Genomic DNA, 13,379 nt, shown 5'->3' with positions numbered 1-13,379 from the left:
ACCCTGAGCGTCTAATCCCATCGCATCCCCCCACCCAGTACCCAAGTAGCATAGGTTCCGCCCCCCCAGCCTTCGTACACTCATGCATCAGAGCGGAGAGTCGACGATGCACAACCATGAAGGCGTAGTCAGTGCCATGTCCCTGGCCACCGATGCCGAGCAGGCCGCCGAAGAATTGGCCGAGCAACTGCTGCATCCGTACCTGGGCTTCGTGCTGTTTTTCTGCTCGGCCACCTACGACCTGCAGGCGCTCGGCCAAGCCCTGCAACGTTGTTTCGGCAATGTGCGCCTCGTCGGTTGCACCAGCGCCGGCGAGATCACGCCCCAAGGCTACGGCCGCAATTGCGTGACGGCGATGGGCTTCAACCACGCGCATTTTTCGATTGCCACCGAACTGATCGACCAGGTGGAACACTTCAGCCTGATCGACGCCCAGCACATGGTCGAACGCCTGGTGGGCGGCTGTCGCAGCAACACCCTGGCGCCGATCAAGGGCAACACCTTTGCCCTGACCTTGCTCGACGGCCTGTCCAGCCGTGAAGAAATGGTGCTCGCGGCCCTCAGCGCGGCGCTCGGCGATATCCCGCATTTCGGCGGCTCGGCCGGCGACGACAATTACCTCACGCACACCCACGTGTATTTCAACGGCGTGTTCCACAGCGGCGCGGCCGTGGTGGTGCTGGTCAATACCTGGCTGGACTTCGAAGTGTTCACCACCCACCACATTCTGCCGCGTGCGGAAAAACTCGTGGTGACCGGCGCCGACAGCCCGTCACGGCGGGTATTCGAGCTCAACGCCGAGCCCGCCGCCGAGGAGTATGCGCGGCATATCGGCGTGGCCGTAGCCGACCTTGACCACCGCGTCTTCGCCGCGCACCCACTGGCGGTGCGCATCCACGACCAGTACTACGTCAGGGCGATCCAGCAGGTGCATGACGACCTGAGCCTGAGTTTCTACTGCGCCGTGGAAAACGGCATCGTCCTCACGGTGATGAAACCCGGCCCGATCCTGCCGAACCTGCAAACCCTGTTCGACGGCCTGCAATCGCGCCTCGGCGAGCTGCTGTTGACCATAGGCTGCGACTGCTTCCTGCGCCGCCTGGAGCTGGAAGACAGCGGCACCCTCGAGCAGATCGGGAGCTACTTGCGCGACCAGCGGGTGATGGGGTTCAACACCTACGGAGAACAGTTCAATGGCATGCACATCAACCAGACCTTCACCGGCGTCGCCATTGCCCGAGGACGTGCCCCTGGATCGCAATGAACTGTTGGCCGAACTGGCGCGGCTGCGCCTGGACAATCACAAACTGACACGGATCAACGCGGCGCTGATCGAGCGCATCGAGTCCGGGGTGACCCAGGGCAACGACCCCTACACCACGTTCCAGCACTCGGTGGTGCTGGCCGAACAAGTGCGCGAGCGCACCGACGCGCTGAACCAGGCAATGGCCGAACTGCGCGCCAGCAACCACTTGCTGATCAACGCCCGGCTGCGCGCCGAAACCCTGCGCCGTGAACAGGCTGCGGCGCAAAAAGCCCAGGAGAGCGAGCGCTGGATTCGCCTGATCACCGACCATGTGCCGGCCCTGATCGGCTACCTCAATGCCGACTTGGTGTATGAATTCACCAACAAGGTCTATGAGGAATGGTACTGCTGGCCGCGGGGCATGATGCTCGGCCAGAGCCTGCGCGAAGTCCACAGCGAAGAGCACTGTCAGCGCCTGGATGCCTACGTCGCGCAGGCGCTGGCGGGGGAGAGCGTGACCTTCGAATTCGCCGAAACCAACATCAACAACCAGGAGCGCTACATGCTGCGCTCCTACGTGCCCAACCGCCTGGCCAGTGGCGAAGTGGTGGGGATCTTTGTGCTGATCCGCGACATCACCGAGCGCCGGCGCACCGCCGAGGCCTTGCACCAGGCTTATCAAAACCTGGAACTGCGCGTCGCCCAGCGCACCTCGGAGCTGACTTCGCTGAACGACCAGTTGCTGCGCGAAATCGACGAGCGCCGCCGCGTGGAATCGCGCCTGCGCGAAGCCAAGCTCGAAGCCGAGCAGGCCAACCTGTCGAAAACCAAATTCCTTGCTGCCGTCAGCCATGACCTGTTGCAACCGTTGAACGCCGCGCGGCTGTTTACCGGCGCCTTGCTCGAACGCCGCGAACCCCAGGCCAATGAGGCCCTGGTACGCAACGTGAGCAACTCGCTGGAAGACGTGGAAAACCTGTTGGGCACGCTGGTCGATATTTCCAAGCTGGATGCCGGGGTGATCAAAGCCGATATCGCCCCGTTCGCCCTCAGCGAACTGCTCGACAACCTGGCCGTCGAGTTCACCCAACTGGCGCGCAGCGAAGGCCTGGAGTTGCACTTCATCGGCTGTTCGGCGTTGGTGCGCAGCGATATCCAGCTGCTGGCGCGGATTCTGCGCAACCTGCTGAGCAATGCCATTCGCTACACCTATTCGGGGCGCGTGGTGCTGGGCTGTCGACGCCAGCACCAGCGCTTGTCGATCCAGGTCTGGGACAGCGGCATGGGCATCGCCGAGGATCGCCTGGAGGAGATTTTCCAGGAGTTCAAGCGCGGCGATGTGCAGCGGCGCGACCAGGATCGCGGGCTGGGCCTGGGCCTGGCCATCGTGGAAAAAATCGCCGGTATTCTCGGCCACCGCATCACCGTCAAGTCGTGGCCGGGCAAGGGCTCGATGTTCGCGGTGGACGTGCCCTTGAGCGCCACCGCGCCCAAATCGCTGCCCCAGCCGTGCATGAGCGAACCGATGCTGGAACGCCTGCAAGGCGCACGGGTGTGGGTGCTGGATAACGACGCAGCGATCTGCGCGGGAATGCGCACCTTGCTGGAAGGGTGGGGCTGCCGGGTGGTCACCGCCTTGTCGGAACAAGACCTGGCGCGGCAGGTGGACAACTACCATGCCGAAGCCGATCTGCTCATCGCCGATTACCACCTGGACGATGAGCAGAACGGCGTCGACGCCGTGGCGCGCATCAACGCCCGACGCGCCAGCCCGATCCCGGCGATGATGATCACCGCCAACTACAGCAACGAGCTGAAACTGCAGATCCGCGAGCTGGGGCACACCTTGATGCACAAGCCGGTGCGGCCGATGAAACTCAAGACCGCGATGAGCCACCTGCTCGGCAAGTGACCACCGAACGCTCCTCAAACAGAGATCCAGAGATCCAGAGATCAAATGGAGATCCAATGTGGGAGGGGGCTTGCCCCCGATAGCTGACTACCAGTCACTGCACCTATAACTGATCCACCGCTATCGGGAGCAAGCCCCCTCCCACACAAGCCCCATCCAAGCCCCCTCCCACAAGGGTTCTATGTCGTTTCTGGACGATCAGCGGCGCAAGTAAGAACCAAAATCAATATCCCCGGCACTGAGAATCGCCTGCACCCGATTATGCACATTCAACTTACGCAAAATCGCCGACACATGCGCCTTCACCGTGGTTTCAGCGATCTCCAGAGTGTAGGCAATCTGCTTGTTCGACTCGCCCTTGGTCATCCGCTCCAGCACCAGCAACTGCTTGCGGGTCAATGCCTGCAGCAATTCGGGGGCGAAACCGGGGTTTTCGTTCAGGCGCCGATGGGTGCCGGGTTTCTGGGTGCGGATGATGTCCGGTGGCAGGTACACATTGCCGTTGAGAATCTGCTGGATCGCCTCGGTCATTTGCAGGCGCGGCGACGACTTGGTGATAAAACCGACGGCGCCATAAGTGATGGCCTGCAGCACGATCTGTTTATCTTGCTCGGCGGACACGATCACCACCGGGATGGTCGGCGATTCGTTGCGCAGGTTGATCAGGCCATTGAGGCCGTGCATGCCGGGCATGTTCAGGTCGAGCAGGATCAGGTCGAGGTCGTCGTGTTCCTGGGTCAGCGCCAGGGCGCTCTCCAGGTCGGCGGTCTCCATCACTTCGCTGCCGGGGAAACCGTCGCTGATGACGTTATGCATCGCTTCGCGAAACAGTGGGTGATCATCGGCAATCAGGATTTTGTACATGGCCGTTCACCTTTCTTATTGTGGTTATTCAAATGGCTCGGGTTGGGCGACCGACACCGGCAGCTTCGCCGCTTCCCAGGCATCCAGACCATCGCGATACCAATACACAGAGGTATAGCCCAGGTTGGCGGCACGTTTTACCGCGTTCCAACTCAGCCAGCAATCGGCGCGGCAATAGAACACCAATGGTCGCGCAAGGTTGCCGCCGCTGTAGGCGTACACATGGCGCACGAAATAACTTTGCCACTCCGGTGTGAGGTCGCCGTCGCCGGTGTTCGCTAGCCAACGGCTGCCGGGCAGGTTGGCGTGGGGCTGGTCTTCGATGAAGCGGCCTTGCAGCCATTGGCGGCGGTACACATCGATCAGTACCGGGGCTGGGGTCTGGGTCAGCAGGGCTTGCAGGGCAGGGGTGTCGATGATCGTCGCGCCCTGCACGTGATCGGGTGTGGGGCTGCGGTACAGGCTGATGCGATAGCCATCGGCGGAAAATAAGGCGGTATCGGCCTGTACGTTGGCGGCAAACAGGCACAGCAGCGCCAACAAGGGCAGTCGGGCAGGCAGCATGGCAGGGCGATCCTTATCGTTATGCGCCCATTACACGTGAGTCCCGAGCCCTTGGGAATGCGACGATAGACATGAAAACCAGTACTAAAGTAGTAGTTTTTGCCGCCTTCAGCCTTTTTTGCGCAACGCCGCATGCTGTGGGTTGAAGGTGAGCACCGCCAACAGTGCGAACAGCACGGTCAAACCCAGGCAAACCGCGAGGGCCAGGCCGGCGAAGCGTTCATACAGGGCAAAACGCACCAGTTCCACGGCGTGGGTGAAGGGGTTGATAGCGCACAGCCAATACAGCCACTCGCTGGAGTCGCGCATCTTCCACAACGGGTACAGCGCCGACGACATGAAAAACAGCGGGAAGATCACGAAATTCATCACCCCGGCAAAGTTCTCCAGTTGGCGAATCGCGTTCGACAGCAGCAGGCCCAGGGCGCTCAACATCAAGGCCACCAGCAGCAACGCCGGCAGGGCGATCAACAGCCCCATGGCCGGCGGCTGCACGCCGTAGACCCAGGCAATCGCCAGGAACCCGTACACCTGCAACAGCGAAATCAACGCGGTGGCGAGCAACTTGCTGCACAGCAAAAACGTGCGCGGCAGCGGGCTGGTCAGCAACACGCGCATGCTGCCCATCTCGCGGTCGTAGACCATCGACAGCGAACCCTGCATGCCGTTGAACAGCAGGATCATGCAGGCCAGCCCCGGGATGATGTAGACCTCGTAGGGGATGTAGGTGTCGTAGGGTTCGATCACCGAGATACCCAGCGCGGCGCGGAACCCAGCGGCGAACACCAGCAGCCACAACAGCGGGCGCACCAGGGCGCTGAGAAACCGCGTGCGCTGCAACACAAAGCGCAGCCACTCGCGCAGGACGATGCCGCGCAAACATTGCCAGTAAGCATTCATGCCGGGGCTCCCGTCGAAGTGGCGCGGGTCAGGCGCGCGAACACGCTGCCGAGGTCGCCGCCCTGTTCCAGGATCAGCGCATCGACTTGCCCGCTGGCCACCAAGCGGCCCTGGTGCAGGATCATCAACGCATCGTCGGGTTGCACTTCATCGAGCAGATGGGTGGTCCACAGCACGCTGATGCCTTGCTCAAGGCACAGGTTGCGCACGTGCTGGTTCAGCGCCAGGCGGCTGGCGGGGTCGAGGCCGACGCTGGCTTCATCCAACAACAGCAAGCGCGGTTCATGCAGCAATGCCCGGGCGATTTCCACGCGGCGCCGGTGCCCGCCGTTGAGCTCGCGGACTTTTTCGCGGCGCCGCTCGGTGAGGGCCTGGCGCGCCAGCTCGGCGGCGACGCGCACGTCGGTCTGGCGCCGCGACAAACCGTGTAGCGCGGCGTGATAGCGCAGGTTCTGTTCGACGCTCAAATCCAGGTCCAGGGTGCTTTGCTGGAACACCACCCCCAATTGCGTGAGGGCCGCGCGCGGTGCGTCGCGCAGGGAATGGCCGCCCACGCGGATGTCGCCGCTTTGCAGGTCGTACAAGCGCGTGAGCAGGGCGATCAAGGTCGACTTGCCGGCACCGTTGGGCCCCAGCAACGCGGCAAAGCGCCCCGGTGCCAGGCTGAAACTCACCTCGTGCAAGGCCTGGCGCGCGCCATAGGCGAAGCTCAGGTCGCGCACCTCCAGGGCGTTCATGGCGTGACCACCACGCCCCACGGATAACGCCCGACCTTCACCGACTTGATCACCTTGAGGCTGTCCACATCGATCACCGACACATCGCCGCTGACGCCATTGGTGGCCAGCAACTGTTTTTCGTCCGGGGTAAATGCCATCTGCCACACGCGGCGGCCCACCAGCAGGTAGTCGAGGATCTCGAAGGTCTTGGCGTCGATCACTGCCACATGGTTGGCCGGGCCCAGGGCGACAAAGCCGTACTTGCCGTCGGCGCTGAGCTTGATCCCCACCGGCTGTACCTTGTCTGGGTGGACGCCCTTGATCTTGAAGGTCAGGGTCTTGAGGACCGCGCGGCTGGCCACATCGAGAATGGTCACGGTGCCGCCGATCTCCGCCGAGGCCCACAGTTGTGAACCATCGTGGTTGAACTCGACGAAGCGCGGGCGCTGGTCCACCAGGGTGCTGTCGACCAGGGTCTGGGTGCTGGTGTCGATCCAGTGCAGCATGTTCGTGGTTTCGCTGGTGTTCACTGCCCACTTGCCGTCCGGGCTTACGGCCATGCCTTCGGGCTCGACGCCGACGTTGATCTGGCCGAGTACCTTGGAGGTCTCGGTGTCGATCACCGTGACCAGTGCATCGTCTTCGTTGGACACATACAGCCAGCGGTCGTTGGGGTGCAGGGCGAACTGCTCGGGGTCTTTGCCGGAGGGCAGTTCCTTGATGATCTTGCGCGTGGCCACGTCCATCACCTGCACGCGGTCCGAGTCGCTGGCGCAGATGTACAGCAGCTTTTTGTCATGCGACAGCAGCAGGCCCCGTGGGCGCTGGCCGACCTTGAGCGTGTCGGTGACTTGCAGGGTCTGCATGTCGATCAGGCTCAGTGTGTTGTCTTTCTCGTTGGAGACCCAGGCGGTGCTGGCCACGGCGTGCCCGGCGGCAAGCAGCAGGGCGCATGAGAGCAGGGTGCGGCGCATGGCAGATTCCTTATTATTGTGTGAGCGATCAGGGGAAGCGGCAGGTCACCTCGGGCTTGTCATAGCCCAGGCTGTCCATTTCGTTGAAAGGGTGCAGGAAACCGTCCTGGGGCGAGGTGCTGACCAGGGCGCGCGGTTGCACGATGGGGATCGGTTGGCGCAGTTCGCCGTTCCAGGGGCGGTAGCTGAGCTTGCGGCCCTTGAAACCGTCCAGCGGCAGTTGCTCGCTGATTTCCAGTTGGCGGATGGTCATGGGATCGACCTGGCGCAGCTTGCTCACCGCACTGGCGACGCTGCGCACGGCCATCCAGGCGGCGAAGTCGCGGTCGTTCATCCAGCGCCCGGCCAGGGCCTCGAAGCGTTTTTGCAATTGCGCGGCGCCGTAGGTCTCGACGGTTTTGTGCCAGCCGGTGGGCGTCAGGCCTTGCGTGCCGGCGACGGGCCGCGGGTACCAGGTCTGGTAGGGCACGTACTCGCCGAAGTCGCCGCGCTCGTCCGCCACCAGCACCACGTCGTATTCGGCGGTCTGGGTGAACAGCGGCATGTCCGCCTGGGCGCTGCGGCGTTGGTCGTTATCGAAGCGCCAGGCTTTCTCCGCCACCAGTTTCACCCCGAAGCGCTTGGCGGCGCGGCGCAGGGCGGCGGCGTAGGCCTGGTCATCCTCGGTGGGGCCGACGATCAGCAACGCCTTCTGCCATTTGCGCACCACCAGAAATTGCGCCAGGGCATCGGCGAGCATGGCCCGGCTCGGCAGTGTATGCAGCACGTTGCCCAGGCAATCGGTGCTGCGCAGGCTGTCATCGGGGCTGCCGGCGTTGAACAGCAGGCTGTCGGGCAAGGCCGCGCTGAGTTGACGCAGGCTGGCGGCAGGGGCGTTGACCACGAACAGGCGCAGGCCTTGGGCGTGCTGGGCCTGGGCGGCGGCGAGCAGGGCGTCGGGGCTGTCCGCCGTGGCGACGGTCAGGCTGTAGCGCTGGTTGAGAAAGGCGCCGGTGCTATTGCTGTCGATGATCGCCAGCTCCGCGCCACGCTGCCCGGCATCCGCGGGCTCGGGAATCACATTCGACAGCAGCGGCCCCGGATCAGGTCGATAGCCCAGGTAGCCGATCTGCACCGCCAACGGTGCCTCGGCGGCCTGGCTGGCGGTGGCCACCCCGGCGGCGCAGGCAATCGCCAGCAGGTAGAGCACGGCGTAGGGGGCGAGCTGGCGCATAAGGCACTCCATGTCAGGTTGCGCCAGCATAGGAACCCTTGAGGCCGCTGCAAATATGCAGAAAGTACCGCTGAGCCAGTACCAAGGTAGTAGCCCCGCGCACGGGGTGCGGTCTTAGCATGGGGCACAACCCTCGCGCAGACTCGGGAGATGACTGCTCATGCAAATCCTCAAAGCCTTGCTGTTACCGTTCCTGCTGATCGTCAGCCTGATCGGCGTCGACAAGCTGCACGCGCCACTGCAAGCGTTGAGCGTGCCCGCCCGCGTGGCGCACTAGGCATGTCGGCACTGTGGCGCATCAACCTGTGGGTGTGCGGTTTCTTCGCCCTCGTCACCTGCGCCTGCACCGCGCTGTTGTTGCACCAGGCCTTGACGGATGTGGAGCGTGAGCTGCAGTCGGCCGAAGCGGTGGTGCATTACTTGAGCGAAACCGCCGAGCGCGACCCGGCCAGCCTGCAACCGCGCCTCACGGCCAGCCTGCGGCATGTGCGCGTGCATTGGCTGGCCCCCGACGAGACCTTGCCAGCGCCGCTGCCGGACGGCCTGGACGCCTGGCTCGGGCGCCTGTTGTTCGCCGAGGCACGGCGCAGCGCCCAGGTGCTGGACTTGCCGGATGGGCGGCGCGTGTCGATTGTGGTCGACCCGCGTGATGAGATCGACGAAGTCTGGGACTCCCTGCAACAACTGTTGAGCCTGTGCGCCCTGGCGCTGGCACTGAGCCTGTTGACCATCCGCTGGGCGGTGCGCCGTGGCATGGGCGTACTTGACGAACTGCTGCGCGCGCTGCAACAGGTCTGCGCCGGCCAGCTCAATGTGCGCCTGCGCAGCGCCGGCTCGCCGGAAGCGCGGCAACTGGCGCTGCATTTCAATCGCATGACCGATGCTTTGGAGCAGGCGCACACCGACAACACCCAACTGACCCAAACCCTGATGGCGGTGCAAGAGCAGGAGCGCAACCACCTGGCCCAGACCCTGCACGATGACCTCGGCCAATACCTGGCCGGTATTCGCGCCCAGGCCTGCCTGTTACGCCTGGTCACCGACCAACCGCAGTTGCTGGCGCGCACGGTGGGGCAACTGGAAGATCACTGCGACCACCTGCAGCAAGGCTTTCGTGCGCTGGTCCACGACCTGTACCCGGTGGCCCTGCAACACCTGCCGCTGGCCGAGGCGTTCTCGATGCTGGTGACGCAGTGGCAGGCCAGCCATGGCATCGATTGCCGGCTGCGGGTCAGTGCGGACCTGCCGGCGTTGTCCGGGGCCAGCAAGACCCATCTCTATCGCCTGCTGCAGGAAGCCCTGACCAACATCGTGCGGCATGCCGACGCCAGCCAAGTGCGTATACGTCTGCAACATCGCGGTTCGCGTCTGCGCCTGTGGGTGCGCGATAACGGGCGTGGTGCGCAAACGCCGCAGCGCCCCGGCGTCGGTCTGTATTCGATGTACGAGCGCGCACGCTGCCTGGGCGGCGACCTGAAAATCCTCAGCCACCCCGGCGCCGGTTGGGCGCTGGCGTTGAACATGCCATTGGAGGCCTGATGAATATTCTGTTGGTGGATGACCATGCGGTGGTGCGCCAGGGCTATGCCAGCCTGTTGCGTGCGCTGTTGCCGGCGATTGAAGTACGCGAGGCGGCCAGTGGCGAAGAGGCGCTGAGCCGGGTCCAGGAAGCGGTGCCGCACCTGGTGATCATGGACTTCGGCCTGCCCGGCATCAGCGGCCTGGAAACCACGCGCCGCCTGCGCCAGCGCCTGCCGCACCTGCGTGTGCTGTTCTTCAGCATGCACGACGAACTGCCGCTGGTGCGCCAAGCCCTGGAGGCCGGCGCGGCGGGCTACCTGACCAAAAGCTCGGCGCCCGAGGTGTTGATCGAAGCGGTGCGGCGCATCCTCGACGGCCACGCCTATATCGAGCAGGCCCTGGCCACCGAGCTGGCCTACACGCCAAGCGATCAACGCTTGCAGGGCATGACGCCGCGTGAGCTGGAAATTTTCCTGATGCTGGCCAGGGGCACGCCCACACGGACCATTGCCGAACAACTGAATATCAGCAGCAAGACCGTGTCCAACCACCTGACCTTGCTCAAGAGCAAGCTGCAGGTGAGTTCCCATGCCGAACTGGTCCACTTGGGCATCGACATGGGCGTGGTGAGAGTAGCGGGCTGACAATTTTCTCTCTGTTTCACACCATTCAAATGTGGGAGGGGGCTTGCCCCCGATAGCGGTGGATCAGTCATGCATGTATTGGCTGACACACTGCTATCGGGGGCAAGCCCCCTCCCACATTTTGAATCGCGGTGCTCTAACGGTCCCAGGTGGTAGGGCAGTCCTTGCAGCCTTCCATATTGGCATCCTGAAAGTTCGCATAGTGCTGGCGGCTGCCCGTGAGAGTGGCCTGTTCCAGGTTGCTCTCACCGAACTTGGCCTCTTGCAAATTAGCATCGCTCAGATCCGCCCCTCGCAGGTCGGCCTTGCTCAGCCAGGTCATTTCCAGATCCGCCGCACGCAGGTTGGCCTTGCGCATTTTTGCCCCGGACAGTCGGGCGAATTGCAGGTAGGCCGCGCTCAGGTTGGCGTTTTCAAACTGCGCGCCCTGGGCGAACAGGCCCCAACCTTGGATCGCCATCAGCGTGGCGCCGGTGAAGTCGGCCAGGCGCAGGTTGCTTTGTTGCAGGCTGGCGCGGGTCAGGTTGGCTCCTTGCAGTTGGGCTTTTTCCAGGTTGGCCAGGTCGAGGTTGGCGTGGCGCAAGTCCGCATCGCGCAGGTCGGCGCCGGCCAGGTTCATTTTGGCGAGGTTCTGGTTGCTCAGGTTGGCGCCCTTGAGGTTGGCGCCGGGGCATTGGCTGTGTTCGGCGATGGTGCAACCGTTGATGACCAGCGGGGCGTCGTCGCCGTCGTCGGCGTGGGCCATGGGCAGGGAGAGCAGGAGCAAGAGGGGCAGGTATTTCATGGCTAGGCCTCTAAGGAAGGAAAGCGGGGGCGCGTGGCTTGACGCTCCCCGCAAAGGGTTACTTCTGCGCGGTCTTGTTATCCCAACTCGGGATCTTGAACACCCAGAACGACCCACCCTGTGCCACCGGCTTGGTCAGCTCGGCCATGTCGCCGCCCCACAACGGCACCGCGCCGCCATAGCCGACGGTGACGCCGATGTACTGTTCGCCATCCTGTTCCCAGGTGATCGGCGGCGAGACGATGCCGCTGCCGGTCTGGAACTTCCACAGCTCCTTGCCGGTTTTCGCGTCGAAGGCCTTGAAGAAACCGTCGCCGGTGCCGGTGAACACCAGGTTGCCCTTGGTCGCCAGCACGCCGGCCCACAGTGGCAGGGATTCCTTGTGCTCCCACACCACCTTGCCGGTGGTCGGGTTCATCGCGCGCAGGGTGCCGACGTGGTCGTCATACATGCGCTTGATGCGGAACCCCATGCCCAGGTACGCCGAGCCTTTCTTGTAGTTGACCTCTTCGGTCCAGTATTCCTCTTTCCACTGGTTGCCCGGGATGTAGAACAGGCCGGTGTCCTGGCTGTAGGCCATGGGGTTCCAGTTCTTGCCGCCGAGGAACGGCGGCGAGACTTCCACCGACTTGCCCTTGGTTTCACCCGGCAACGGCTTGGCCGGACGCTGGCCTGGGTTTTCCACCGGACGGCCGGTTTTCAGGTCGATATGGCTGGCCCAGGTGATGTTGTCGACGAACGGGAAGGCGTTCTGCAGCTTGCCGTTGTTGCGGTCGACCACGTAGAAGAAACCGTTGCGGTCGGCGTGGCCGGTGGCCTTGACCACTTTGCCGTCCTTGTCCTTGTAGTCGAACAGCACCAGCTCGTTGTTGCCGGAGAAGTCCCAGGCATCGTTCGGGGTGTGCTGGTAGAACCATTTCACTTCGCCGGTGCTCGGGTCGACGCCGACCTGGCCCGAGGTGTAGAGGCTGTCGAAGTCGTGCGGGTTGCCGTCCTTGGCGGTGCGCGCCCAGGTATTCCACGGGCCGGGGTTGCCGGCGCCGACGATGATGGTGTTGGTCTCGGCATCGAAGCTCGCGCTCTGCCAAGGCGCGCCGCCGCCGTGGCTCCAGGCCTCGACTTTGCCGGTTTCGGTGGTCGGGTCATCCGGCCACGACGGGGCTTTCACGTCGCCGGTTGGGGTGCTGTCCTTGCCATTCAGGCGGCCCATGTGGCCTTCGACGAACGGGCGCATCCACACTTCTTCGCCGGTGTCCGGGTCGCGCGCATACAACTGGCCGACCACGCCGAACTCATCGCCGGAGCTGCCGTGGATCAGCAGCACCTTGCCGCTGACTTTATCTTTGATCAGCACCGGGGCGCCGGTCATGGTGTAGCCGGCGGCGTGGTCGCCGAATTTCTTGTTCCACACCACTTTGCCGGTGTTCTTGTCGAGGGCGATCAGGCGCGCGTCGAGGGTGCCGAAGTAGATTTTATCGCCGAAGATCGCCGCGCCGCGGTTGACCACGTCACAGCACGGGCGGATGTTCTCGGGCAGGCGGTGGTTGTAGGTCCACAGGCGCTTGCCGGTCTTCGCGTCGAGGGCGAACACGCGGGAGTAGGAGCCGGTGACGTAGACCACGCCGTCGTTGACGATGGCCTGGGATTCCTGGCCGCGCTGCTTTTCGTCACCGAATGAGTAGGACCAGGCCGGGGTGAGTTTGAACACATTCTTGTCGTTGACCTGGGCCAACGGGCTCCAGCGCTGGGCGTTGGTGCCCATGCCGTATTGCAGCACGTCCTTGGTGGTCAGGTGGTCGTTGGCGATGTCTTCCCAGGTGACGTTGCGGGTCGGCTTGGTGGCAGGTTCAGCGGCGGCGAAGCTGGCCGCACTCAAGGACAGGCTGCCGACCAGCAGGAAGGCCTGCACAGCTAAGCTCAAAGGGGTGAGCCTCAGCGGTGAGAGGGCGGGTAGCGATCTTGTTCTTGTCATGGTTGCAGTTCCCAGTGGAGGTTTTGGCCTGCACAGGGTGGAGCGCCAGGGTGCTGGGCGGATACG

The 13,379-nt window shown here is 63.7% G+C and carries 11 protein-coding genes and 1 pseudogene; 4 read left to right on the top strand and 8 right to left on the bottom strand.

Going from position 1 to position 13,379, the window contains the following annotated elements; genetic code table 11:
* The first annotated feature begins 106 nt into the window (after window positions 1-106).
* Together nosP and P3S72_RS19715 are read left to right on the top strand one after the other, a co-directional pair.
* Complete coding sequence (nosP, locus tag P3S72_RS19720) at window positions 107-1,264, top strand: nitric oxide-sensing protein NosP (RefSeq protein WP_247402985.1); 1,158 nt, start codon at window positions 107-109, stop codon at window positions 1,262-1,264.
* 256 nt (window positions 1,265-1,520) lie between these two features.
* Window positions 1,521-3,158: pseudogene (locus tag P3S72_RS19715) on the top strand (PAS domain-containing hybrid sensor histidine kinase/response regulator); the annotation flags it as partial.
* A gap of 198 nt (window positions 3,159-3,356) precedes the next feature.
* Here the strand turns inward: P3S72_RS19715 and P3S72_RS19710 are convergent.
* From P3S72_RS19710 to P3S72_RS19685, 6 genes are all read right to left on the bottom strand, one after another.
* Entirely contained in the window at window positions 3,357-4,022 is a 666-nt protein-coding gene (locus tag P3S72_RS19710; protein WP_247402983.1) for a response regulator transcription factor, read from the bottom strand.
* 24 nt (window positions 4,023-4,046) lie between these two features.
* Window positions 4,047-4,586, bottom strand: a complete 540-nt coding sequence (locus P3S72_RS19705; RefSeq protein WP_247402980.1) for a PQQ-dependent catabolism-associated CXXCW motif protein — start codon at window positions 4,584-4,586, stop codon at window positions 4,047-4,049.
* Window positions 4,587-4,694: 108 nt separating this feature from the next.
* Window positions 4,695-5,486, bottom strand: coding sequence for an ABC transporter permease (locus P3S72_RS19700; RefSeq protein ID WP_247402978.1), 792 nt, complete (start codon window positions 5,484-5,486; stop codon window positions 4,695-4,697).
* Entirely contained in the window at window positions 5,483-6,223 is a 741-nt protein-coding gene (locus tag P3S72_RS19695) for an ABC transporter ATP-binding protein (protein ID WP_276193703.1), read from the bottom strand. Before P3S72_RS19695 ends, P3S72_RS19700 begins: the two co-directional genes overlap by 4 nt.
* Entirely contained in the window at window positions 6,220-7,179 is a 960-nt protein-coding gene (locus P3S72_RS19690) for a YVTN family beta-propeller repeat protein (protein WP_276193702.1), read from the bottom strand. Before P3S72_RS19690 ends, P3S72_RS19695 begins: the two co-directional genes overlap by 4 nt.
* Window positions 7,180-7,207: 28 nt before the next feature.
* On the bottom strand, window positions 7,208-8,392 hold the full coding sequence (locus P3S72_RS19685; protein ID WP_276193701.1) for an ABC transporter substrate-binding protein: 1,185 nt from the start codon (window positions 8,390-8,392) through the stop codon (window positions 7,208-7,210).
* Between the two features lie 279 nt (window positions 8,393-8,671).
* Here P3S72_RS19685 and P3S72_RS19680 point away from each other — a divergent pair, with 279 nt between their 5' ends.
* Together P3S72_RS19680 and P3S72_RS19675 are read left to right on the top strand one after the other, a co-directional pair.
* Complete coding sequence (locus P3S72_RS19680) at window positions 8,672-9,931, top strand: histidine kinase (RefSeq protein ID WP_276193700.1); 1,260 nt, start codon at window positions 8,672-8,674, stop codon at window positions 9,929-9,931.
* Window positions 9,931-10,557, top strand: coding sequence for a response regulator transcription factor (locus P3S72_RS19675; protein WP_253396994.1), 627 nt, complete (start codon window positions 9,931-9,933; stop codon window positions 10,555-10,557). The genes P3S72_RS19680 and P3S72_RS19675 overlap by 1 nt, the downstream gene beginning before the upstream one ends.
* Window positions 10,558-10,693: 136 nt before the next feature.
* Here P3S72_RS19675 and P3S72_RS19670 read toward each other — a convergent pair whose 3' ends face one another.
* Window positions 10,694-11,341 carry a pentapeptide repeat-containing protein gene (locus P3S72_RS19670; RefSeq protein WP_276193699.1) on the bottom strand — a complete coding sequence of 216 codons (648 nt, stop codon included), beginning with the start codon at window positions 11,339-11,341 and terminating at the stop codon, window positions 10,694-10,696.
* A 58-nt stretch (window positions 11,342-11,399) separates the two neighbouring features.
* Complete coding sequence (exaA, locus tag P3S72_RS19665; protein WP_276193698.1) at window positions 11,400-13,313, bottom strand: quinoprotein ethanol dehydrogenase; 1,914 nt, start codon at window positions 13,311-13,313, stop codon at window positions 11,400-11,402.
* Window positions 13,314-13,379 lie beyond the last annotated feature (66 nt).

It is taken from the genome of Pseudomonas sp. D3 (assembly GCF_029320995.1).
Lineage (GTDB): Bacteria > Pseudomonadota > Gammaproteobacteria > Pseudomonadales > Pseudomonadaceae > Aquipseudomonas > Aquipseudomonas paraveronii.
The sequence above is the reverse complement of the archived record's forward strand: the minus strand, read 5'-3'. Positions and strand labels throughout refer to the sequence as shown.